Annotated in this window: 21 protein-coding genes; 8 read left to right on the forward strand and 13 right to left on the reverse strand. The window is 66.6% G+C overall.

Going from position 1 to position 21965, the window contains the following annotated elements:
* Positions 1-72: 72 nt before the first annotated feature.
* The gene (locus IOC61_RS06540) at positions 73-945 is read right to left on the reverse strand and encodes a DMT family transporter (protein ID WP_195688063.1); all 873 of its coding nucleotides are present in this window, start codon (positions 943-945) and stop codon (positions 73-75) included.
* Positions 946-1048: 103 nt separating this feature from the next.
* On the opposite strand from IOC61_RS06540, the gene IOC61_RS06545 reads away from it, so the two are divergent.
* The 5 genes from IOC61_RS06545 (at position 1049) to IOC61_RS06565 (ending at position 6587) form a co-directional block, all read left to right on the forward strand.
* Positions 1049-2362, forward strand: a complete 1314-nt coding sequence (locus IOC61_RS06545; RefSeq protein WP_195688064.1) for an MFS transporter — start codon at positions 1049-1051, stop codon at positions 2360-2362.
* 117 nt (positions 2363-2479) lie between these two features.
* On the forward strand, positions 2480-2914 hold the full coding sequence (locus tag IOC61_RS06550) for a PAS domain S-box protein (protein ID WP_195688065.1): 435 nt from the start codon (positions 2480-2482) through the stop codon (positions 2912-2914).
* A gap of 197 nt (positions 2915-3111) precedes the next feature.
* On the forward strand, positions 3112-3315 hold the full coding sequence (locus IOC61_RS06555) for a PA3496 family putative envelope integrity protein (protein WP_195688066.1): 204 nt from the start codon (positions 3112-3114) through the stop codon (positions 3313-3315).
* 90 nt (positions 3316-3405) lie between these two features.
* Entirely contained in the window at positions 3406-5067 is a 1662-nt protein-coding gene (ettA, locus tag IOC61_RS06560; protein WP_195688067.1) for an energy-dependent translational throttle protein EttA, read from the forward strand.
* A gap of 182 nt (positions 5068-5249) precedes the next feature.
* Positions 5250-6587: a DUF2254 domain-containing protein gene (locus IOC61_RS06565; RefSeq protein ID WP_195688068.1), complete on the forward strand. Its 1338-nt coding sequence runs from the start codon at positions 5250-5252 to the stop codon at positions 6585-6587.
* Between the two features lie 9 nt (positions 6588-6596).
* On the opposite strand, the gene lpxL is transcribed toward IOC61_RS06565, so the two are convergent.
* From lpxL to IOC61_RS06625, 12 genes are all read right to left on the reverse strand, one after another.
* Positions 6597-7514 carry an LpxL/LpxP family Kdo(2)-lipid IV(A) lauroyl/palmitoleoyl acyltransferase gene (gene lpxL / locus IOC61_RS06570; RefSeq protein ID WP_195688069.1) on the reverse strand — a complete coding sequence of 306 codons (918 nt, stop codon included), beginning with the start codon at positions 7512-7514 and terminating at the stop codon, positions 6597-6599.
* A 20-nt stretch (positions 7515-7534) separates the two neighbouring features.
* Positions 7535-8638 (reverse strand): alanine racemase, encoded by a 1104-nt coding sequence (gene alr / locus IOC61_RS06575; RefSeq protein ID WP_195688070.1) that lies wholly within the window; start codon positions 8636-8638, stop codon positions 7535-7537.
* 155 nt (positions 8639-8793) lie between these two features.
* Positions 8794-9771, reverse strand: a complete 978-nt coding sequence (rpoS, locus tag IOC61_RS06580) for an RNA polymerase sigma factor RpoS (RefSeq protein WP_195688828.1) — start codon at positions 9769-9771, stop codon at positions 8794-8796.
* 113 nt (positions 9772-9884) lie between these two features.
* On the reverse strand, positions 9885-11024 hold the full coding sequence (locus IOC61_RS06585; RefSeq protein WP_195688071.1) for a peptidoglycan DD-metalloendopeptidase family protein: 1140 nt from the start codon (positions 11022-11024) through the stop codon (positions 9885-9887).
* Complete coding sequence (locus tag IOC61_RS06590; protein ID WP_420706332.1) at positions 11017-12087, reverse strand: DUF368 domain-containing protein; 1071 nt, start codon at positions 12085-12087, stop codon at positions 11017-11019. Before IOC61_RS06590 ends, IOC61_RS06585 begins: the two co-directional genes overlap by 8 nt.
* Before the next feature lie 13 nt (positions 12088-12100).
* Positions 12101-12781 carry a protein-L-isoaspartate(D-aspartate) O-methyltransferase gene (locus IOC61_RS06595; protein ID WP_195688072.1) on the reverse strand — a complete coding sequence of 227 codons (681 nt, stop codon included), beginning with the start codon at positions 12779-12781 and terminating at the stop codon, positions 12101-12103.
* Entirely contained in the window at positions 12768-13514 is a 747-nt protein-coding gene (surE, locus tag IOC61_RS06600) for a 5'/3'-nucleotidase SurE (RefSeq protein ID WP_195688829.1), read from the reverse strand. Before surE ends, IOC61_RS06595 begins: the two co-directional genes overlap by 14 nt.
* A gap of 26 nt (positions 13515-13540) precedes the next feature.
* Positions 13541-14617 (reverse strand): tRNA pseudouridine(13) synthase TruD, encoded by a 1077-nt coding sequence (gene truD / locus IOC61_RS06605; RefSeq protein ID WP_195688073.1) that lies wholly within the window; start codon positions 14615-14617, stop codon positions 13541-13543.
* On the reverse strand, positions 14610-15131 hold the full coding sequence (gene ispF, locus IOC61_RS06610) for a 2-C-methyl-D-erythritol 2,4-cyclodiphosphate synthase (protein ID WP_324254694.1): 522 nt from the start codon (positions 15129-15131) through the stop codon (positions 14610-14612). Before ispF ends, truD begins: the two co-directional genes overlap by 8 nt.
* Positions 15131-15865, reverse strand: coding sequence for a 2-C-methyl-D-erythritol 4-phosphate cytidylyltransferase (ispD, locus tag IOC61_RS06615; RefSeq protein ID WP_195688075.1), 735 nt, complete (start codon positions 15863-15865; stop codon positions 15131-15133). Before ispD ends, ispF begins: the two co-directional genes overlap by 1 nt.
* Positions 15862-16197 carry a cell division protein FtsB gene (gene ftsB / locus IOC61_RS06620; RefSeq protein ID WP_132043042.1) on the reverse strand — a complete coding sequence of 112 codons (336 nt, stop codon included), beginning with the start codon at positions 16195-16197 and terminating at the stop codon, positions 15862-15864. Before ftsB ends, ispD begins: the two co-directional genes overlap by 4 nt.
* 46 nt (positions 16198-16243) lie before the next feature.
* Positions 16244-17407 carry a GNAT family N-acetyltransferase gene (locus tag IOC61_RS06625; RefSeq protein WP_195688076.1) on the reverse strand — a complete coding sequence of 388 codons (1164 nt, stop codon included), beginning with the start codon at positions 17405-17407 and terminating at the stop codon, positions 16244-16246.
* A gap of 116 nt (positions 17408-17523) precedes the next feature.
* Here IOC61_RS06625 and IOC61_RS06630 point away from each other — a divergent pair, with 116 nt between their 5' ends.
* The 3 genes from IOC61_RS06630 to glk all read left to right on the forward strand — a co-directional run bounded on the left by IOC61_RS06630 (position 17524) and on the right by glk (position 21950).
* A complete protein-coding gene (locus IOC61_RS06630) occupies positions 17524-18921 on the forward strand; it encodes a coniferyl aldehyde dehydrogenase (protein WP_195688077.1) in 1398 nt (465 codons plus the stop codon).
* Positions 18922-19086: 165 nt separating this feature from the next.
* Positions 19087-20973 carry a phosphogluconate dehydratase gene (gene edd / locus IOC61_RS06635; RefSeq protein ID WP_195688078.1) on the forward strand — a complete coding sequence of 629 codons (1887 nt, stop codon included), beginning with the start codon at positions 19087-19089 and terminating at the stop codon, positions 20971-20973.
* An 11-nt stretch (positions 20974-20984) separates the two neighbouring features.
* Positions 20985-21950: a glucokinase gene (glk, locus tag IOC61_RS06640; RefSeq protein WP_195688079.1), complete on the forward strand. Its 966-nt coding sequence runs from the start codon at positions 20985-20987 to the stop codon at positions 21948-21950.
* Positions 21951-21965: the final 15 nt, after the last annotated feature.

The raw sequence follows: 21965 nt of genomic DNA on the forward strand, positions 1-21965 counted from the left end.
ATGAAGGCTCACCCACAGCCAACGCTTCCGGTTCGACTCGCGCGACTCAATGGCCTCGTCGCAGCACCTGACTCAGGGTGCCTTCTGCCACTGCTGCAGCCCGAGTCCACCGAGGATCAGTACCAGACCGACCAGGGTGGAGGGCAGAATCGGCTCGCCCACCACCAGGTAGAGCAGCAGCAGTGACACCGGTGGCGAGAGGAAGATCAGGTTGGAGACCTTGGCCGTACGCGACACGCCGTGCACGGCAAGCTGCCACAGCACGAAGGCGATGCCCATCTCGAACAGCCCCACATAGACCCCGGCCCCCAGCGCCGGCCAGCCGTGCCACTCGATACCGGGGCCAGCGATCAGCAGCAGCGTCAACACCGGCACCCCGACACTGAAGTTCTGCCACTGGGCCACCAGCGGCGGCCGATGGTCACGGGCGTTGAGGAGCCAGTAGAGCGCCCAGATCAACGTCGAGGCCAGCGCCATTCCCACCCCGAGCGGATCGGCGAAGGCCACGTCGAATACCGCACCACGGGTGGCGATCACCCACACCCCGGCGTAGGCAACAAGGCCCGCCAGCACATCGATACGCGTCAGCCACTGGCCGAGGAGTGGTACCGCCAGGAACGCCATGGCCAGCGCCCAGGTATAGTTGAGCGCCATGGCCTCCTGGCCCGGCAGGCGGTCATAGGCGCCGAACAGCACCAGGTAGTAGGCCACCGGGTTCATCAGCCCGGCCCAGGCGGCGGTGCGCCAACCCCGGCGCAGCGCCTGGCCCAGCAATCCCTGGCGCGCCACCAGGATGCCGATCAGCACCCAGGAGACCAGCGAGGCGAGCCACATCAACGCCAGTGGCGACATGTAACCCAGCGCCACCTTGAAGGCGGTGGCCACGGTGGACCACAGCGCCACCGCGCCAAGGCCGTAGAGCATGGCCTGACCGTCGCGGGTCATGATGTCACCCGCGTGGATGTAACACAGTCGAAGAATCTGATAGATGACACGGCGGCCTCCCTGTCGCGACAATGGGGCCCCATCCTACCAGCGAGGAGCCCCCATGGCCGCACCCGATATCAGCCAGCATCGTCTCTACGAATGGCTGACCGGCGACGATGACAGCCGGATGTGCAAGGACATCCCCGATGAGGCTTGCGACGAGCAGCCGCGCAGCTTCTTCCTGCATCTGATCGCCTCGCTGGGCAACAAGCTGGCCGACGAGCTGTCCAGCGCACGGCTGGTGCTGCCCTGGCTGCTGGGGGTGATCGGGGCCCCCCTCTGGATGATCGGCCTGCTGGTGCCGATCCGCGAATCCGGCGCCCTGCTGCCACAGCTGTTCGTGGCCGGCTTCATCCGCCTCAAGCCCCAGCGCAAGTGGGTATGGGTGGCCGGAGGGCTGCTCCAGGCGGCGGCCGCCGCAATACTCGCCCTGCTGGCGCTATTCGGCTCCGGCGGCGTCGGCGGCAGCCTGGTGCTTGCCACCCTGGTGGCGCTCTCGCTGGCCCGGGGACTCTCCTCCATCGCTACCAAGGATGTGCTGGGCAAGACCATCGCCAAGCAGCGCCGCGGCAATCTGATGGGGTGGAGCGGCAGCGTGGCGGGCGCCGTGACCCTGGCCGCCGGTGGCGTATTGATGCTCTTCGAGGACCGCCAGGGAGAGGTCGCCCTGGCCGTGCTGCTCGGGGTGGCGGCGCTGGGCTGGGCGCTGAATGCCCTGTGTGCGGCGCGTATCCATGAGGCACCCGGCGCCGTGGAGGGCGGCGAGAATGCCTGGGACAGCATCAAGCTGGGCCTGCGCCTGCTGCGTGAGGACCGCGCCTTCCTGCACTTCAATATCTCCCGCACCCTGCTCCTGGCCAGCGCCCTGGCGCTACCCTGGGTAGCACTGCTCGGCCAGCAGCAGAGCGGCACCGAGCTGGGGGGCCTGGGGGTGCTGATCGTGGTGTCGGGACTCGCCGGCATGCTGGCAAGCCCGGTGTGGGGGAAGCGTGCCGATGCCTCGAGCCGACGGGTGATGCGCGATGCCGGCCTGGGGGCGGCGGCCTGCTGTCTGCTCGGCGCCGCCTTCGCCTGGCTGCCGGGCGGCTGGACCCAGACGGTATGGCCCTATGCACTGGTCTATGCGCTGCTGGTGGTCGTACACGCCGGGGTGCGGCTGGGGCGCAAGACCTATGTGGTCGACATGGCCAGCGGCGACAACCGCGCCCTCTACGTGGCGCTCTCCAATACCATTACCGGGGTGCTGCTGCTGGCGGTGGGCGGTGCGGTCGGCGCCCTCGGCCAGTGGCTGGGCAGCCCGACCCTGCTGGTGATACTCGCCGGCATGGCGCTGGCCGCCGCCGCCAGCGCCAGCCGGCTGCCCGAGGTAGAGTAGCGGTGGTGCGTTGCAATCACCATGACCTCTGGCCATGATAACTGGCAGGCTTGACTCCATAATGCATGTCGTCACCCCCAGGCGGCCAGGACAGGATTCGCGACAGGAACGCCCAATATGAAACGATCTCCACTGATCAGCCCGGACCTGCTCGAGCGCATCGTCGACGCCTCCGATGATGGCATCGTGGTCGCCGAGCAGGAGGGCGACGATACCATCCTGATCTATATCAACCAGGGCTTCGAGCGCCTGACCGGCTACAGTGCCGACGAGATCCTCTATCAGGACTGTCGGTTCCTGCAGAACGATGATCGTGACCAGGAGGGGCTTGTCACCATTCGCAAGGCACTGGGCGAGGGACGCCCCTGCCGAACGATACTGCGCAACTATCGCAAGGACGGCACCCTGTTCTGGAATGAGCTCTCGATCACGCCGGTCCACGACGAAGACGACAATCTCACCTACTACATCGGGGTACAGAAGGACGTCACCGAGCGTGTCGAGGCCCAGCAGGAGCTGGAGCGCGTCAAGGCCGAGCACGGCCTGGATTGACCACCGACAACGATATCGGGCCCAGGGGGTTGCACTTCTCGCCTTTTGGCACTATATAGCGCCCAGGCAACCATGTTGTGACCGAGTGTTGTGACCGAGTTGTCCGGGCGCTTCGGATTCCACGCACGCACAGGGGAAGAGAAGCGATATGTGATCGGTCGGCACGGGTCGACCACTGGCCATGGGAGGAACGCCACATGCGCCGTGAACACCTTCTCGATTCCGATGATGACAATGATCGGGAATCCGCTGATGCAATGAACGATGACGACTACGCGCCGCCCCGCGCTTCCAGTCGCGCCGACACCCTGCGCGCCCGACGCCGCGTGGAGTCACTGCTCGAGGAGCGGCGCCTGCGTCGTGCCATCGAGGATGACTGGGCGATCGACGAAGAGGAGTAGGCCCCGACCGTGCGCTCCAGTGGCTGGCCTTTACCCGTTGCGGGCACTATCATCCGTGGGTCAGCCAATCCTCCAACCAAGTGGAACTCCATGGCGCAATACGTCTACACCATGAACCGGGTGGGCAAGATCGTGCCCCCCAAGAAGCAGATCCTCAAGGATATCTCTCTCTCCTTCTTCCCGGGCGCGAAGATCGGCGTACTGGGCCTCAATGGCGCCGGCAAGTCGACCCTGCTGCGCATCATGGCAGGCGTCGACACCGAGTTCGAGGGCGAAGCCCGCCCCATGCCGGGTATCAACGTCGGCTACTTGCCCCAGGAGCCCCAGCTCGACGACGACAAGAACGTTCGCGAGACAGTGGAAGAGGCGCTGGGCGAGATCAAGGACGCCCAGGAGAAGCTCGACGCCGTCTACGCCGCCTATGCCGAGCTGGATGCCGACTTCGATGCCCTGGCCAGCGAACAGGCTCGCCTGGAAAACATCATCGAGGCCTCCGACGCCCATAACCTGGACCGCAAGCTGGAAGTGGCCGCCGAGGCCCTGCGCCTGCCGCCCTGGGATGCCCGCGTCGGTAACCTCTCGGGTGGCGAACGCCGCCGCGTGGCGCTGTGCCGCCTGCTGCTCTCCAGCCCCGACATGCTGCTGCTCGATGAGCCGACCAACCACCTGGACGCCGAGTCCGTGGCCTGGCTCGAGCGCTTCCTGCATGACTACAGCGGCACCGTGGTCGCGATCACCCACGACCGCTACTTCCTCGACAACGTGGCCGGCTGGATCCTCGAGCTCGACCGCGGCCAGGGCATCCCCTTCGAGGGCAACTACTCGGGGTGGCTCGAAGCCAAGGAGAAGCGCCTCGAGCAGGAGGCCAAGCAGGAGGCCTCCAAGAACAAGGCCATCAAGCATGAGCTCGAGTGGGTGCGCAGCAATGCCAAGGGCCGCCAGGCCAAGAGCAAGGCGCGCCTCAATCGCTTCGAGGAGATGCAGTCCGGCGACTTCCAGAAGCGCAACGAGACCAACGAGATCTATATTCCGCCCGGCCCGCGGCTCGGCGACAAGGTCATCGAGTTCCACGGCGTCTCCAAGGCCTTCGACAACAAGCTGCTCTACGAGGACCTCTCGTTCAGCATACCCAAGGGAGCCATCGTCGGTATCGTCGGCGGCAACGGCGCGGGCAAGTCGACGCTGTTCAAGCTGATCACCGGCAAGGAGCAGCCCGACACCGGCGAGGTGGTGGTCGGCGAGACCGTCGATATCGCCTATGTCGAACAGCTGCGTGATGCCCTGGATGACAAGCAGACCGTGTGGGAAGCCGTCTCCGACGGCCAGGACATGCTCAATATCAACGGCTACGAGGTCTCCTCACGGGCCTATGTGGGTCGCTTCAACTTCAAGGGCAACGATCAGCAGAAGCGTCTCAACGAGCTCTCCGGCGGTGAACGGGGCCGTCTGCAGCTGGCCCAGACCCTCAAGCAGGGGGCCAACGTGCTGCTGCTTGACGAGCCTTCCAACGACCTGGATATCGAGACCCTGCGCGCCCTCGAGGAGGCCCTGCTGGCCTTCCCCGGCTGCGCCCTGGTGATCTCTCACGACCGCTGGTTCCTCGACCGGATCGCCACCCATATCCTGGCATTCGAGGGCGACTCCCATGTGGAGTTCTTCGAGGGCAACTACACCGAGTATGAAGCGGACCACAAGAAGCGGGTCGGGGATAACACCCCGCATCGCATGAAGTACAAGCGCATCGACGCCTGACCGGCTTCGCCGGGACGGTAAGTTGTAAGTCAGCTTGATGTCCGACGAGTAAGAACCAACCCCGCACCCCTAGGGTCTGCGGGGTTTTCTTATGGCTGATGGCTTACTGCTCCCGAGAGGGATAGGGTTGCACCCGGCGCCGAGTCACGCGATAAGGGGACTCCGCTCATGAGGAGCCGCCCATGATCCGCTTGCTGTTCTGGCCCATCCATCTGTTCAAGGCCTTTCGGCAGAGCATTGCCTATCTGCCTTCTCTGCTGGCGCTGGCCTATGCGCTGCTCGCCTATGTGTCACTCTTCCTGCCGATCTCCGACGAGCAGCTGCCCTCCCTGCTGGTCAAGCTGATCGAGCCGCCGGAAGACACCCGCTCGCTGCTCGCCGCCCTGCTCGGCGGCATGATCTCCCTGATGGTGTTCAGCTTCTCGATGGTGATGTCGGTCCTCTCCCAGGCCGGCGGCCAGTTCTCCCACAAGCTGGTGTTCGGGCTGATCTCGGAGCGCTCCCATCAGCGAGTGCTGGGTCACTACCTGGGCACCATTCTCTTTGCCCTGGTGCTGCTGATGACCCCGGATGTCAACGAGGGCATCGTGACCTGGCGGACACTGGCGGTCTACCTGGCCTGCCTGATGGTCATTCACTGCCTCGCCCTGTTCGTCTACTTCATCCACAACGCCTCGCAGTCGATCCAGGTCGACGCCGTGGCGGCCGACCTGCACCGAACCACTCTCATCTCGATGCAGGCGCTGCAGACCTGTCAGAGCGGCGAGGAGTGGCGGGTTCTCGCTTCCTCCACTCCCCCCATCACGTCCGAGCCCCCCTATCATCCCGTACATGCCCGACAGGCGGGCTATCTGCTGAATGCCGACCTCACTACCCTGGCAACCCTGGCGGAGCGGGCCGAGGGCACACTGCACCTGCATTTCCACTTCGGCGACTACGTGGTGGCGGGCATGCCGATCCTCTCGCTGGAAGCCCCGGAGGCGCCCGATTCGGGCTGGTGCGATGAGGTGCGTGCCACGCTGACCTATATGGAGGGGGAGTCGATCAGCGAGCACTATGTGTTCGGCATGACACAGCTGATGGAGGTGGCCGTCAAGGCGCTGTCACCGGGGATCAACGACCCCGGCACCGCTCGACTGTGTCTGCATCGCCTCACCGACCTGCTGCGCCGACGCCTGGAGTGGCGGCCCTGTGACGCACTCTTCGACCAGGACGGCGCCTGCCGGGTGACCTGGCAGGTAGAGGCGTTCGACAGCCTCGTGTTCCGACTCTTCCAGCCCATCCTGACCTACGCCAGGGAGGACCTGAGCATCGGCCTGGAGCTGCTTAGGTCATTGAAGACCCTCTCCCAGTTCGCCGATCGCCGGGATCTCAAGACACTGCAGGCCCATGCCGACCGGGTGGTGGAAACGCTCGCCCAGTCGGCGGACCATCCGCTGGACCGGCGCTTCGTCTCCGATCACTTGAATCGCGGCTCCCATCGCCTCTCGTTGCCGGATACCCTGCCCCGCCTCTCCTGACCGATTACATCAGTAGGGAGAGGGTTCCCCTTCCGGGCGTGTCTTGAAACGCCGGTGCAGCCACAGATACTGCTCGGGGTGCTGGCGGATCGCCGCCTCGATCACGGCGTTGACACGGGTGGCATCGGCCACCTCATCACCGCTGGGGAAATCCTCCAGCGGCGGCAGGTACTCGAGGGTATAGGTGCGATTATCGGCGTTGCGGTGAAAGATCAGCGGTATCACCGGCGCCCCGGTCATGCGAGCGATGCGTGCCGTCATCTTCACCGTGGCCGCCTGGATGCCGAAGAAGGGGGCAAAGACGCTGACATCCCGGCCGAAGTCCTGGTCGGGCGAATACCAGACCGCGTGCCCCGCCTTGATGCGGCGCACCACGCCGCGCAGGTCGTGGCGATCGATCACCGCATCGAAGTAGGGGGCACGGGCACGCCCCATGAAGCGGGCGAAGAGCGGGTTGTCATGGGGCCGCTGCACGGCGTCGGCGCGAAAATAGAGCGAATGCAGGGCGGCACCCAGGTCGAGGGTCGAGAAGTGCACCCCGAGGATCAACGCTCCCCTCCCCTCGGCCTCCAGCCGGGCACGATGCTCCTGACCCTTGAAAACGACCCGATGACGCAGGTGTTCGGGGTCACGACACCAGCCCGTTGCGGTCTCCATGAGGCCGATGCCGTTGGCGATAAAGGTCTCCCTGACCAGGCGACGCTGCGCTTCATCGTCGAGCTCCGGGAAGCAGAGCCTGAGATTGGTCTCGGTGATATGCCGGCGCCGCCCGGCAAAGCGCCGAGCGGCCAGGCCGATCAGCTTGCCGATCCACAGCTTGAGACGCCAGGGCAGCCAGGCCGCCACATGCATGGCGGCAATGGCCAACCAGACCGGCCAGTAACGGGGGTGGGCGAAGTTGGGGCGGTCAGGAGCGTCCCTGGACATGTTCGGTTCCTGTCGGGCTTTCAAGACGCTCCATGATACCGCCTCGGCACCCTGGGCAGCACCCCGGTCAGCAGGGTGTAGCTGATGGTGTCGCAGTGGCGGGCCACCTCATCCACCGACAGCACCTCGCCGTTGGCGGCCCGCCCCCACAACACGACCTCGCTGCCGATATCCGCCTCGGGAATATCGGTGATATCCACGGTGAGCATATCCATGGAGACCTTGCCGGCAATGGCGGTGCGCTTGCCCGCGACCAGCACCGGAGTGCCGTCCACGGCATGGCGGTCATAGCCGTCGCCGTACCCCGCCGCCACCACGCCGATGCGTGAGGGCCGGGGGGTAACCCAACGGCCGCCATAACCCACCGGTTCTCCGGCGGGAAGTTCACGCACGGCGATGATCGCCGAACGCAGGGTCATCACCGGCGCCAGCCGGGAGGTCAAGGCGTTGGGCTGCTCGAGGGGGTCGCTGCCATAGAGCATCACTCCCGGGCGATTCCAGGCACCATGGGCCTCGGGGTGCGCCAGGGTCGCCGGCGAGTTGGCCAGACACAGCGGCGCCCCTAACCGTTCGGCCAGGGCCTCGAGCTGAGCCAGCTGACGCCTGAAGTAGCCAACGTCAACCAGGTCCGCGGTAGCGAAGTGGCTCATCAGGTGGAGGTCACAGGCCTGCTCCGGCGCCGCAGCCAGACGCTGCCATGCCGCTTGTGCGCGTTCGGGCGAGAAGCCCAGACGATGCATGCCGGAGTCCACCTTGAGCCACACCGGCACCGGCCGCGAGAGTCGCTGCCCCAGCAGGGCATCGATCTGCCAGTCGCTGTGCACCGCTATCCACAGACCAAGTTCATCCACCTGGATCATTTCATCCACGCTGAAGATGCCCTCGAGCAGCACGATGGGTGCGGTGATACCCGCCTCGCGCAGCCTCACCGCCTCCTCGATACAGGCCACCGCAAAGGCAGGAGCGATGCCCTCCAGGGCTCGTGCACAGGCAACCGCTCCATGACCATAGGCATCGGCCTTGATCACGGCGACACTGCGGCTGTGCGGGGAACACTCACAGGCGAGACGATAGTTATGGCGCAGGGCGTCGAGGTCGATCTCGGCGATCAGCGGCCGGGCCATGGCAAACTCCTGAACGATGGATAGTGGGCAAACCGGGAATTATCGTCGGATGTGCAGCGGGAATCACGGAAAAAGCCACCATATGAATGGTGGCTTCTCACGACGACATGCTGAATTTGGCAGGTTAACTAGAGGTTCTTGCTGATATGTGAATATCAGGCAAAGATGGCATCCAGGCTGAGCCCCTGCTTCTCGAGAAGCCGGCGCAGCTTCTTCAAGGCCTCGACCTGAATCTGACGCACCCGCTCGCGGGTCAGGCCGATCTCCTCGCCCACCTGCTCGAGGGTAGCCGCCTCATGCCCGCGCAGGCCGAAGCGACGCACCACCACCTCGCGCTGCTTTTCGCTGAGTGCGGAGAGCCACTCGTCCACGAGCTGCTTGACGTCGCCGTCGAGCAGACTCGACTCGGGGCCGTCATCACTGTCATCGGCCAGCGTCTCGATCAACGGCTTGTCGCTGTCCCCTCCCACCGGGTAATCCACCGACGAGATGCGCTCGTTGAGCCCCATCATCTTCTTGACGGCCTCCACCGGCTTGTCGAGATACTCGGCGATCTCCTCCGCAGTCGCCTCGTGATCGAGCTTCTGGGTCAGCTCGCGGGCCGCGCGCAGGTAGATGTTGAGCTCCTTGACCACGTGGATGGGCAGACGGATGGTGCGGGTCTGGTTCATCAGCGCCCGCTCGATGGTCTGACGGATCCACCAGGTGGCATAGGTGGAGAAGCGGAAGCCTCGCTCGGGGTCGAACTTCTCCACGGCGCGGATCAGCCCGAGATTACCCTCCTCGATGAGATCGAGCAGCGAGAGGCCGCGATTGAGGTAGCGCCTGGCGATCTTCACCACCAGCCGCAGGTTGGACTCGATCATGCGTGAGCGCCCCATTGGGTCGCCCTTCTGGGCCAGGCGGCCGTAGTAGACCTCCTCCTCGGGGGTGAGCAGCGGCGAGAAGCCGATCTCGTTGAGATAGATCTGAGTGGCGTCGAGGCTCTGATGGCTGTAGCGATCTTCGCGAGTCAGTGCCTTCTCGAAGGCAGCCTCGTCATCCCTCTCTGGCTCGTCGATGGAATCGACGACCTCCTGCTCCTTCTCCTCTAACGTGTTCAGATCCACATCCTGAAGGTCCCGTTCAAGCATGCTCATCGATGGCTACCCCGTGCTAGCGTCCCGTCGCCGAGCCCTGGAGCATCGGCGAAACCGATTATTATTGTGTGACAACCCCGGTGAGGCTTCCCCACCGGGCGGCGGCATCAACGCGAGGGCAGGTAGTCCAGGGGGTCCTGAGGCTGTCCATCCTTGCGCACCTCGAAGTGAAGCCTGACATCCTCGGCATCACTGTCCCCCATGGTGGCAATCACCTCGCCGGCCTCGACCACATCATTCTCGCTTACCTTCAACGTCTCGTTATGGGCATAGGCACTGAGGAACTGGTCGTTGTGCTTGAGCAGGATCAGCTTGCCATAGCCCCTGACGCCGCTGCCCGCGTAGACCACGATCCCGGGCCCAGCCGCCTTGACAGGTTGCCCCTTTTGTCCGGCGATATCAATGCCGGCGGTAATCGTGCCGCCATCGCCGAACTGGCCGACCACATCACCGCCCACGGGCCACTGCCAGGGCACCTCGGCGACCGGGGTATAGGTACGTGAGCCGCGCTCCTGGGCCTGGGTGCCACCTGCAACGGCAGTACCGGCATCGGCGCCGCTGGCCTCTTCCCTGGCCGGTTCTTCCCGGTTTTCGGTGGCGGCGACTGCCTGGGGCTCGTTCTCCTCGCCGGCCGCAGAGGCAGCCTGCGACGCTTCACTCGCGGCATCCCGCTCGCTGCGTTCGGCCAGGTCTCGCTCGCTCAGGCTCCCGTCGGCCCCCGGGCTATCCGGCGAATAGACCGGCCCCGGCCCGCCATTATTCTCGCCGCTGGATGTCGATGCCTGGACGCCCTCCGAGTCGCCGGGAGCGGCACTCGTCCGGTCGCGGCGTGACACCGTTTCGGTCTCGCCACTCGGCAGCAGCCACTCCATATCATCGGAGCCGGCGTCGGCCTGGGTACCGCCGAGGGGGGTGGCCACCGCCACGGCACTGCCACCATCGCTTCCAGGCTGGCGAGCCGCCGGCTGCTCCCCGGCTGCCTCGCCATCGAGGACCAGACGCTGACCCGGCTGGATCGCGTAGGGAGGGCCGATGCGATTGAGGCGTGCCAGGTCCCGATAATCCATGTTGTGGCGCCAGGCGATGCCATAGAGGGTGTCGCCCCGCTCCACGGTGTAGTGGCTGGCCGCCGTTTCGGCGCGACTCGCCGAGAGATCTCGCACCGGCACCTGGCTCGGGGCGCCCTGCTGGTTGGCACAACCGACCAGCGCCAGGGCCAGCCCCGAAATCATCAATACATTACGCATCAGAGCCTTCCTCCTTGTTGGTTTCTCGAGAGTTGGTTTCTCGAGAGATTGCCCCTTGAGAATTCGCCCCTTGAGGGTCTGCCCCTCGAGCGCTGGTTTCCTGAGAGCCTGCCGCAGACAGGCTATCGTTACGCACTGCCGCGCTGCGTCGCCCCGAGTGATCGAGCAGCAGCACGACGAAGGCACCCGCCAGCATCAGCGCCACCACCGCCACCAGCTGAGGAGCATCGCCGGTGAGAAGGCCGTAATCACCCGGTGTCAGGTAGCGATAGTCCAGCGGAATCATCTGCCCCTCCGGGCCCAACTGGTAGCGTACCAGCTCCCGCCATGGCCAGAGTAGCGGCAATGAGCCGACGATAAAGCCCACCAGCAGCTGCAGGGTCGCGGTGTGATGGTGGTCGAGAAGCCAGGAGAGCAGCCGCGAAAAGGCGAACAACCCCACCGCACATCCCATGCCGAAGAGTCCGATCAGTCCCAGGTCGAAGCCACGAATGCCATCCATCACGGTGCCATAGAGGCCCATGGTCAGCAGCAGGAAACTGCCGGAAACACCGGGCAGAATCATGGCACTGATGGCGATGGCGCCTCCTGCCAGCAGCATCACCTCCTGGCTGCCCAGCTCGCTCATCAACGGCATCAGCGAGGGCAGTCCATTAGCCAGCAGCAGCCCCCCTATCAGCGGCAGGATATGCCACCATCGCCAGTCGGCCGGATGACGACTGACCACCAGCGCCGAGGCCAGCACCAGCCCGAAGAAGAAGCCGTTGAGCAGCAGCGGGTGATCCTCCAGCAACCACACCGCCAGGTGGGCGACGCTGACCAGGCTGACGGCGATCCCCAGCAGCAGCGGCAACAGGAAGGGCAGATTGAGGTGGGCCACCAGGCCAGCCACGCCGCCGCGTCGCCAGGCCCCGAAGGCACTGGGGCCGAACTGCTTGATGGTATGGATCAACTCCTCGTAGATCCCGGTGATAAAGGCGATGGTGCCGCCGGACACGCCAGGAACCGCGTCGGCGGCGCCCATGCCGGCGCCCTTCAAGAGGGTGGCGAGATATCGCTTCAACGGCGGACTCCTTTCAACGAATGACGCCTTCGAGCAGCGGCACGAAGCGTACCGGCTCCAGCCGCCGCTTCTCGAACTGGTCGTCCTGGCGCTGGATACGGGTCAGCCACTGGCGTCCCCGAGCGTCGGACAGCGGGGTAATCAGCACACCGCCCTCGGCGAGCTGGGAGAGCAGTGCGGCCGGTAGCTCGCTGGCGCAGGCGGTCAGCAGGATCACATCGAAGGGCGCGGCCTCTTCCCAGCCATGGCCACCGTCGGCCAGGCGCAGGTGGGCATTCTTCGCCCCCAGCAGGCGCAGCCGCTCGGCGGCACGTCGCTGCAAGGCATTGATTCGCTCGATGGACCAGAGTTCCGGTACCAGTCGCGAAAGTATCAGCGTCTGATAGCCGGATCCGGTGCCGACCTCCAGCACGCGTTGCGGCGATGCCTGCAGCACCAGCTCGGTCATCCGCGCCACCATCCACGGCTGGGAGAGGGTCTGGCCGTAGCCGATCGGCAGGGAGGTATCCTCGTAGGCGCGATGGGAGAGCGCCTCATCGAGAAACAGGTGACGTGGCTCACGCCCCAGGGTCTCCAGTACCCGGGGGTCACGGATGCCCTGGGCGGCCAGGCGCTCCAGCATGCGGTCGCGGGTACGCTGGGAGGTCATACCCACACCACGCACCAGCTCGGCCAGGCGATCAGGTGAGTACATCCAGCCAGCCTTCTACATCCGCAATGGCCGCATGCCGAGTCAGGTCGGTCTGCAACGGGGTGATGGAGACGAAGCCCGCCTCCACGGCGGCGAAGTCGGTATCGGGGCCATCATCGGCGTTCTTGCTCAGCGGCGCGATCCACCAGCTCACCTTGCCACGCGGGTCACGCACCTCCTGGGGAGACCCCGCGGGGCCACGATAGCCCAGGCGGGTAACCCGAAAGCCGCGGATCTCGTCCCAGGGCAGGTCGGGCACGTTGACATTGAGCAGGCTGCGCGGCGGCAGCGAGAGCTGCTCGGCGGCCCCCACCAGGCTTGCCGCCACCCGGCCGGCGGTGTCGAAGTGGCGATGCCCCACCAGCGACATGGCGATGGCCGCCATGCCCAGGTTGCGCCCCTCCATGGCGGCGGCCACGGTGCCTGAGTAGAGCACGTCATCCCCCAGGTTGCCGCCATGGTTGATGCCCGAGATCACCAGGTCGGGCTTCTCGTTCCAGACACCGTTGACGCCCAGGTAGACACAGTCCGCCGGCGTGCCGTCGACGCTGTAGAAGCCGTTTTCCATGGCCGTCAGTGACAGCGGCCGGGACAGGGTCAGCGAGTTGCTGGCCCCGCTCTTGTCGCGGTCCGGCGCCACCACCCGCAGCCTGGCATGGGAGACCAGGGCATCGTGCAGGGCGCGCAGCCCGGGGGCGTGAACACCGTCGTCGTTGGAGAGCAGCAGTCGACGCATCTCGAATCCTTGCATGGGCGCCTCCGTCATAGGGTCGGGTGCGCGATCAGTTCTCTGAGTACCGCGGTGGCGAAGGCACCACGGGGCAGTGTAAAGGTCAGCCACAGCTCGCCGTCACCACGCTCCAGGCGTGTCTCGGCCAGCCGCAGGCGCAGCGGGCGGCGCCCCAGGCGTACGCCGGCCGCCTCGAGTCCCGCGCATAGCCCCGCAAAGCGCTGCGCCAGCAGCTCCTCACGGCGCCGAGCCTCGCCACTCGCCAGCGAGCCACCGGTGCCCCACAGCACACCGCTCGGATGCAGATCGAGGCGTGCCGCCCGGGCCTCGAGCTCGGCGTCCGGCGACTCGACGGCGAACTGGCTGGCACTGCCATCGAGGTTGGCCACCTCCCCCGGCAACAGTCGATCCCAGCTGCCCTCGCGGATGCGCTCGGCGAGCAGCTCATTGAACAGGAAGCTGCGTGCCGACGAGAGCAGCATGCCATCGCGATCGTCGCGCTTTCGCCAGCCGCGGGCCAGCAGTGAACGCGCACGCAGCAGGTTGCGACCATCCGGGCCGAAGCGCTGGGGACCGAAATAGTTGGGAACCCCACGCTCGAGCAGGCGCTCCCAGCGATGAACGAGGCCCTCGTCGGCCACCGCCGGGCCAGTCAGGCGCAGCCGGAAACGGTTGGTGCGATGCACCCCTCGCTTGAGCTTGCGCGGGTGACGCGCCATCTCGAGCACCCGTATGCCACGCTCGGCCAGGGCCTCGCGCAGTCCCGCCGGCGCCTCGCGCCCCGGCAGCTGCACCGACAACCACTGGCGGGTCACCGCCACCCGGTCCTTCATCCCCGAGTAGCCCACCGCCCGCGGCGAGGCCTCGCATAGCCTGGCGAGCTCCTTTACCACCATGGCGGTGGTCAGGTCACGCTTCTCGATATAGAGCCAGAGATGCTCGCCCTCCCCCTCGGGGTCGAAGTCGAGCGTCTCCTCGACCAGGAAGTCCTCGGGGCGTGCTCGATAGTCCCCCGCCGGGGGCGGCCCGAACTCGGCATCGAGCACTCGCGGCCAGGTCGGGGGCCAGTCGAGGGCGTCGAGGGGATGGCGTGTCGACGACTCACTCACCGGCGCCCTCGCTCGTCATGGTCTCATCTACAGTGCCCGGCGAGACCGGCAGGAGCAGCGCCACCGCCTCGGCGGCGATGCCCTCGCCGCGGCCGGTAAAGCCCAGGCGCTCGGTGGTGGTGGCCTTGACGTTGACGGCTCCGCGTTCGATGCCCAGATCGGCGGCGACATTGGCCGCCATGGCCTCGACGTGAGGGGCCATCTTCGGCGCCTGGGCCATCAGCGTGGCATCGAGGTTACCGACCCGATAGCCGGCCTGGTGCACCAGGACCACCACGCGACGCAACAGGTCGCGACTGTCGGCGCCCTTCCAGGCCGGGTCGGTATCGGGGAAGTGGCGGCCGATATCGCCCAGGGCGCAGGCGCCCAACAGGGCATCGCTGACGGCATGCAGCAGCACATCGCCATCGGAGTGCGCGACGAAGCCGCGCTCGAAGGGGACGGCGACGCCGCCGATCATCAGGTGGTCGCCTTCGCCGAAGCGGTGGACATCGAAACCATGGCCGATTCGCATCATCTCTCCGCAACGCCCGCCGGCGTCGTCTCGCTGTACGCCGAGGCCTGGGCGGCCAGGATCATGCCGGCCAGGGCCAGGTCCTCGGGGTGGGTGATCTTGAGGTTGTCGCGACGCCCGGGCACCAGCCGAGGCGAATGCCCCAGGGCTTCCACCGCAGAGGCCTCGTCGGTGACCGTGATGCCGGACGCCGCGACCTGGCGAAGCGCCTGATTCAGCAGGCCATAGCGAAAGCCCTGAGGGGTCAGGGCGTGCCAGAGCCCCGCACGGGGCTCGGTACGGGCGACCCGGCCGGCGCCATCGTCACGCTTCATGGTGTCCGCCACGGGGGCGGCCAGCAGCCCGCCCACCACATCATCGGCAAGCTCCCGCATCAGCCGCCGCAGGTCATCGACGGCGACACAGGGGCGCGCCACATCATGGACCAGCACCAGGTCATCATCACGCGCCTCACCGTCGATGGCCCCCAGGGCGTTGGCCACGCTGTCCGCACGCTCGGCGCCTCCCGCCACGCGCCGCCAGTCGGCGAAGGGTACCCAGTCGGGGTCGAACCAGGCGTCGTCGGGGTCCAGGCAGAGGCAGAGTCGTGCCCCCGGGAAGGCGGCATGCAGCCGGGTCAGGGTATGGGCCATCACCGGGCGGGCATCGAGGGTCAGGTACTGCTTGGGACGGTCGGCCCCCATGCGCCGCCCCTGCCCCGCCGCCGGCACCACCAGCCAGGGTGTCGCACTCATCGGCTCGCCTCCAGGCGGGTGGCGGGCAGCGGATTGACCACCGGCTCCACCTCCACCGCCACATCGGGCACCCAGAAGAACTGCTCGTCGGTGCGCACCATGCCGATATCGCTGCGTGCCCGCTCCTCGATGGCATCGAGGCCGGTCTTGAGGTCGAGCACCTCGGCAGCCAGGCGCGCATTGCGGTCGCGCAGCGGCTGGTTGGCCGCCTCCAGCGACGCCACCCGCTGGCGAACCTCACGCAGCTCCATGACGCCTCCCTGGCCGAGCCACAGTCGATACTGCAGCAACGCCAGCAGGATCGTCAGCGTCAGCGCCAACCCCTTGAGCATGATGCCTTCCCGTCACCTCGATACGATGCCGCGCATTATGCCATTTTCATTGCTCGCCGGCAGAGTCAATCTTCGCCTCATCGCGAAACGGCAGTGCCGACTCGGCGGCGCGCCGATAGGCCAGCACATGCTCGCGCTCCTCGCCACAGAAGCGTGCCACGGCGTCACGCAAGCGAGGATCGGCGATATGGTGAAGCGAGGTCAGCAGCCGCGGCTCGAATCCACGAGTGAGCTTGTGCTCGCCCTGGGTGCCGGGGTCGAAGCGCGTCAGGCCACGCGCCAGGCAGTGCTCGATGCCCTGGTAGTAGCAGGCCTCGAAGTGCAGACAGTCGGCGCTCACTTCGCTGCCCCAGTAACGCCCAAAGAGGGTGCGTGCACCCTGCAGGTAGAGCGCCGCCGCCACGGGACGGTCGTCGCGACGCGCCTGCACCAGCAGCAGGCTCTCCGGCATGCTGGCACGCAGGCGCCGAAAGAAGTCGAGATTGAGGTAGCCATGGCGACCACGCTCCCGGTAGGTGATCTCATAGCAGCGATAGAAGTGCTCGAGGGCCGCGGCGTCGATCGCCTCGCCCTCCAGACGATGCAGGCTCAGCGCCTGGTCGGCGACGATTCGCCGTTCACGGCGAATCGCCTTGCGCCGCTTGGAGGTCAGGGTGGCCAGGAAGCCCTCGAAGTCGCCATAGCCACGATCCTGCCACTGGAACTGTACACCGTGCCGCGCCAGCAGCCCTGGCCGAGCCTTCTGCCACTCGGCCACCTCCGCCTCCTCGGCGAACAGCAGGTGCCAGCCGGATAGCCCGCCCTCCTCCCAGGCACAGGCCAGGGTCTCACGTGCCTCGCATGGATCGACACCCGGCGCCAGGGCCAGGCGCGGACCGGGAGCCGGGGTATAGGGAATCGCCGTCAGCGCCTTGGGGTAGTAGCGCCCACCGGCGCGCTCCCAGGCATCGGCCCAGGCCCAGTCGAAGACGTACTCACCGAAGGAGTGATGCTTGTGATAGAGCGGCATGAGGCCGACCAACGCTTCGCCCTGCCACAGGGTCTGGTGGCGCGGCACCCATCCGGTGGCCGGGCACGCCGAGCCGCTGGCTTCCAGGGCATGCAGGAACTCATGGCGCAGAAAGGGATGATCATCACCGACCAGGGCGTTCCAGGCGCTGGTGGATACCGCCTCCATGGAGGACAGGGGTTGGCGCCTCAGCATTGTCATGCGATCACTCCTTTCACGGTTCGTTGCGCCTTCCTCCCTGGCCCTGGCGGCGAGATGGCGCCACCATTGTGCACAGCCTCCCATCAACCTTCCATCACCCCGAACAGGATTCCAGCATGAGCGATCTCAGTGATCTCCAGGCCCTCCTCGACAGACAGCGGCGTGCCTTCGAGGAAGCCCCCTTCCCGAGCCTCGCCACCCGTCGCGACCGCCTGACACGCCTGGCCACCCTGACCCGCCGCCATCGCGACGAGATCGCCGCCGCCATCAGCGCCGACTTCGGCCATCGCGCCGCCATGGAGACCCGCCTGAGCGAAGTGGCCACCGTTCTCCAGTCGGCCAGCTTCACTCGACGCCGACTGCGTCGCTGGATGCGTCCCGAGCGCCAGCCGGTGGGCTGGAGACTACTGCCGGCCCGGGCGAAGGTTCACTATCAGCCACTGGGCGTGGTCGGCATCATCGCCCCGTCCAACTACCCCTGGAACCTTGCCTGGCTACCCGCCATCGATGCCCTGGCCGCCGGCAACCGGGTAATGATCAAGCCCAGCGAGCACAGCCCTGCCACCTCGGCACTGATGGCACGCCTGGCGGCTCGTTATTTCGCTCCCGAGGAGCTCTGCGTGGTGGAGGGCGATGCCGACCTGGCCAGGGCCTTCGCCGCCCTCCCCTTCGATCACCTGCTGTTTACCGGCAGTGCCACCATCGGTCGGGAGGTGGCGCGTGCCGCGGCGACCAACCTGACGCCGGTCACCCTGGAGCTGGGCGGCAAGACGCCGGCGCTGGTGGCCGCCGACGCCGATCTGGAGAAGGCCGCCGAGCGCATCGCCTTCGGCAAGTGGCTGAACGCCGGCCGCACCTGCATCGCCCCCGATCACGTGCTGGTGGAGGCCTCCCGGCTCGAGGCATTTCTCAAGGCGATGCAGCGCCAGGTGGCACGCTTCTACCCTCGAGGCTCCGCCAGCCATGACTACAGCGCGGTGCCAGGCGCGGCACACCGTCAGCGTCTCGAGGCGATGCTCGACGAGGCCCGCGACCATGTCTGCCGGGTGATCGATCTCGGTGAGAGGCTCGAGCTGGCCGACGGCGGGGTCAAACTGCCCCCCACGTTGATCGTCGACCCGAGTAACGGCCTCACCCTTATGCGAGAGGAGATCTTCGGTCCCTGGCTTCCGGTGCTCGGGGTGCTCGACATGGATGCCGCCATCGCGCGCATCAAGAGTCAGCCGCGCCCGCTGGCGCTCTACGCCTTTACCGAGGACTCCGCCCTGCGCCGACGCTTGCTCGAGGAGACCCATTCCGGCGGCGTGGTGTTCAATGACACCCTGTGGCACAACGCCGTGCCGGCACTGCCCTTCGGCGGCGTCGGCGAGAGCGGCAGCGGCGCCTATCACGGCGAGGCGGGTTTCCAGCGCTTCAGCCATGCGCGCGCCGTCTTCATCCAGTCATCCCGCAGCCCGGTGGGCTGGCTCAATCCCCCCTACCGGCGCTGGCTGTTGCGGCTACTGGGGCTTTGATGCCCCGGCAGCCAGCGGCTGCCACGATATCCAACGACACACTCAACGACACCCACAGACGCAAGGTAACAAAACTACATTTATCGCGAAATATTCGCTAGCATGACCCCGAGTACCGAACATTGATTTGGTAAACTTACCAAACAGTCACTGCCGAGGTGCACCATGGCCAGCCCCAAACCGACCCTCAATGCCACCGTTGCCGCCGTCACCGACCGCATTCGCCAGCGCTCCTCCGAGCGACGCGCCCTCTACGAGGCACGCATGGCCGACCAACATCGGCGTGGCGTGCACCGCGGCGAGCTCTCCTGCGGCAACCTGGCTCACGGCTTCGCCGCCTGCGGGGTCGAAGACAAGAACGCCCTGAAGCTGATGAACAGCGCCAACCTGGGCATCATCTCGGCCTACAACGACATGCTCTCGGCCCATCAGCCGCTGGAGACCTTCCCCGAGACCATCAAGGCCGCGGCACGCGCCATGGGCTCCACCGCCCAGTTCGCCGGCGGCGTGCCCGCCATGTGCGACGGCGTCACCCAGGGCCAGCCAGGCATGGAGCTGTCGCTGTTCTCCCGGGACGTGATCGCCATGGCCACCGCCGTGGGGCTTTCCCACAACATGTTCGACGCCGCGCTCTACCTCGGCGTATGCGACAAGATCGTGCCGGGGCTGTTTATCGCCGCGGCACGCTTCGGCCACCTGCCGGCCATGTTCGTCCCCGCGGGTCCCATGCCCAGCGGCCTGCCCAACAAGGAGAAGGCACGCATTCGCCAGCTGTTCGCCGAGGGCAAGGCGAGCCGCGAGGAGCTGCTGGAGGCCGAGTCCGCGTCCTACCACAGCCCCGGCACCTGCACCTTCTACGGCACCGCCAACTCCAACCAGCTGATGATGGAGATGATGGGGCTGCACCTGCCCGGCACCTCCTTCGTCAATCCCGGCACCGAGATGCGTGAGGCGCTGACTCGCTTCGCCACCGAGCAGGCGATCCGCAACACCGAACCCGGCGGCGACTACCGTCCCTTCTACAAGCAGATCGACGAGCGCGCCATCGTCAACGCCATCGTCGGTCTGCTCGCCTCCGGCGGCTCCACCAATCACACCCTGCACCTCGTGGCCATGGCCGCCGCCGCCGGCCTGACGCTCACCTGGGAGGACTTTACCGACCTCTCCGCGGTGACCCCGAGCCTGATGCAGGTCTACCCCAACGGCCAGGCCGACATCAATCACTTCCAGGCCGCCGGCGGCATGAGCTTCCTGTTCCGCGAACTGCTCGCTGCTGGTCTGATCCACGGGGATATCCCCACGGCGTTCGGTACCGATCTCACCGCCTACACCCAGGAGCCCTTCCTCGAGGAGGGCAAGCTGGTCTGGCGCGAGGGGCCGACAGAGAGCCTCGATCGCGACGTGCTGCGCGGCGCGGCAGAGCCCTTCGCCGCCACCGGTGGACTCACCGTGGTCGACGGCAACCTGGGGCGCGGCGTGATCAAGGTCTCGGCGGTCGCCGAGGAGCACCGTGTGGTGGAGGCGCCGGTGAAGATCTTCGAGGACCAGAACGAGCTCAAGGCCGCCTTCGAGGCCGGCGAGCTCGACCGTGACGTCATCGCCGTGGTGCGCTTCCAGGGCCCCAAGGCCAATGGCATGCCCGAGCTGCACAAGCTGACACCCTATCTCGGCGTGCTTCAGGACCGTGGCCACAAGGTGGCGCTGGTCACCGACGGACGCATGTCCGGCGCCTCCGGCAAGGTGCCGGCGGCCATCCATATCAGCCCCGAGGCGCTGGACGGCGGTCCCCTGTCGAAGCTGCGCGACGGCGATATCGTGCGCCTCGATGCCAATGCCGGCACTCTCGAGACCAGGGTCGAGGCCCATGTCTGGGCCGATCGCGAGCAGCGCGTCGCCGCGCTGGACCACTATCATGTGGGGCTGGGCCGCGAGCTGTTCAGCGGCTTTCGTCACCTCGCCATGCGCGGCGAGGAGGGAGCCGGGGTCTTCGGCGGCTTCGAGGCCGACGACCTGGCCCGCCAGGCCGGACAGATCCACGATGAGGATGCCTGAGGATCTCTGCGATGACACGACCGGCCCTGATCGGTGACATCGGTGGGACCAACGCACGTTTCGCGCTGGTCACCCCCGGGGGAGTCGCCCCTCACGATATCCTCAGCCTGCCCTGCGCCGATTACCCCGGCCTGGTGGAAGCGGTGCAGGACTACCTTGCCCGCGTGGGCGCCACCGGCACACAGGCACCGCGAGAAGCGTGCCTGGCCTTCGCCTGCCCGGTGCATGACGACCGCATCAAGATGACCAACAACCACTGGGTCTTCTCGCGCACCGCGGTCCAGGCCGAGCTCGGGCTCACCCTCTTCAAGGCGATCAACGACTTCACCGCCCAGGCCCTGGGGGTACCCCATGTGGCCGAGGAGGAGCTGGTCGAGATCCAGTCCGGCGAGGCGACTCCCCACGCCGCCCGACTGGTCATCGGCCCCGGCACCGGCCTCGGTGTGGCCACCCTCTTCCCCGGACGCCACGCCTGGATCCCGCTGCCGGGTGAGGGAGGCCACATTACCTACGCACCCACCGATGAGCGGGAACGACAGCTGCTTCACCACTTCCATCACCGTTACGGGCGCGTCTCGGTGGAGCGCGTTCTCTGTGGCCAGGGGCTGCTCGACCTCTACCTCGCCCACTGCGCACTGGAGAGCGCCACGCCCGCGTTCTCCACCCCGGCCCAGGTGACAGCGGCCGCCGACGAGGACCCCATCGCCCGTGATACCCTGCTGCGATTCCTGAAGATCCTCGGCGATGTCTGTGGCGATGCAGCACTCACCCTGGGCGCCCGCGGCGGTGTCACGCTATGCGGTGGCATCCTGCCACGGCTGCTCGACTGGCTGCCCGAAAGCCGCTTCCGCGAGGCCTTCGCCGACAAGGGGCGCATGCATGCCTACAATGCCGCGATCCCGATCCATGTCGTCACGGCGCCATGGCCGGGCCTGCTGGGCGCCGCCGAGGCACTGCACAATGAAGAAGTCGAATAGCTCGACGGAAGAGGT

Source organism: Halomonas sp. KAO, assembly GCF_015595025.1.
Lineage (GTDB): Bacteria > Pseudomonadota > Gammaproteobacteria > Pseudomonadales > Halomonadaceae > Halomonas.

What these genes read in the sequence shown, in the direction of transcription:
- IOC61_RS06625 (WP_195688076.1), bottom strand. Translation starts at nt 17,407, where the DNA reads ATGACAATGCTGAGGCGCCAACCCCTGTCCTCCATGGAGGCGGTATCC.
- IOC61_RS06540 (WP_195688063.1), bottom strand. Translation starts at nt 945, where the DNA reads ATGACCCGCGACGGTCAGGCCATGCTCTACGGCCTTGGCGCGGTGGCG.
- alr (WP_195688070.1), bottom strand. Translation starts at nt 8,638, where the DNA reads ATGGCCCGGCCGCTGATCGCCGAGATCGACCTCGACGCCCTGCGCCAT.
- IOC61_RS06555 (WP_195688066.1), top strand. Translation starts at nt 3,112, where the DNA reads ATGCGCCGTGAACACCTTCTCGATTCCGATGATGACAATGATCGGGAA.
- lpxL (WP_195688069.1), bottom strand. Translation starts at nt 7,514, where the DNA reads ATGTCCAGGGACGCTCCTGACCGCCCCAACTTCGCCCACCCCCGTTAC.
- IOC61_RS06545 (WP_195688064.1), top strand. Translation starts at nt 1,049, where the DNA reads ATGGCCGCACCCGATATCAGCCAGCATCGTCTCTACGAATGGCTGACC.
- IOC61_RS06565 (WP_195688068.1), top strand. Translation starts at nt 5,250, where the DNA reads ATGATCCGCTTGCTGTTCTGGCCCATCCATCTGTTCAAGGCCTTTCGG.
- IOC61_RS06585 (WP_195688071.1), bottom strand. Translation starts at nt 11,024, where the DNA reads ATGCGTAATGTATTGATGATTTCGGGGCTGGCCCTGGCGCTGGTCGGT.
- surE (WP_195688829.1), bottom strand. Translation starts at nt 13,514, where the DNA reads ATGCGTCGACTGCTGCTCTCCAACGACGACGGTGTTCACGCCCCCGGG.
- rpoS (WP_195688828.1), bottom strand. Translation starts at nt 9,771, where the DNA reads ATGCTTGAACGGGACCTTCAGGATGTGGATCTGAACACGTTAGAGGAG.
- IOC61_RS06595 (WP_195688072.1), bottom strand. Translation starts at nt 12,781, where the DNA reads ATGTACTCACCTGATCGCCTGGCCGAGCTGGTGCGTGGTGTGGGTATG.
- edd (WP_195688078.1), top strand. Translation starts at nt 19,087, where the DNA reads ATGGCCAGCCCCAAACCGACCCTCAATGCCACCGTTGCCGCCGTCACC.
- ettA (WP_195688067.1), top strand. Translation starts at nt 3,406, where the DNA reads ATGGCGCAATACGTCTACACCATGAACCGGGTGGGCAAGATCGTGCCC.
- ispD (WP_195688075.1), bottom strand. Translation starts at nt 15,865, where the DNA reads ATGAGTGCGACACCCTGGCTGGTGGTGCCGGCGGCGGGGCAGGGGCGG.
- IOC61_RS06550 (WP_195688065.1), top strand. Translation starts at nt 2,480, where the DNA reads ATGAAACGATCTCCACTGATCAGCCCGGACCTGCTCGAGCGCATCGTC.
- ispF (WP_324254694.1), bottom strand. Translation starts at nt 15,131, where the DNA reads ATGCGAATCGGCCATGGTTTCGATGTCCACCGCTTCGGCGAAGGCGAC.
- glk (WP_195688079.1), top strand. Translation starts at nt 20,985, where the DNA reads ATGACACGACCGGCCCTGATCGGTGACATCGGTGGGACCAACGCACGT.
- ftsB (WP_132043042.1), bottom strand. Translation starts at nt 16,197, where the DNA reads ATGCTCAAGGGGTTGGCGCTGACGCTGACGATCCTGCTGGCGTTGCTG.
- IOC61_RS06630 (WP_195688077.1), top strand. Translation starts at nt 17,524, where the DNA reads ATGAGCGATCTCAGTGATCTCCAGGCCCTCCTCGACAGACAGCGGCGT.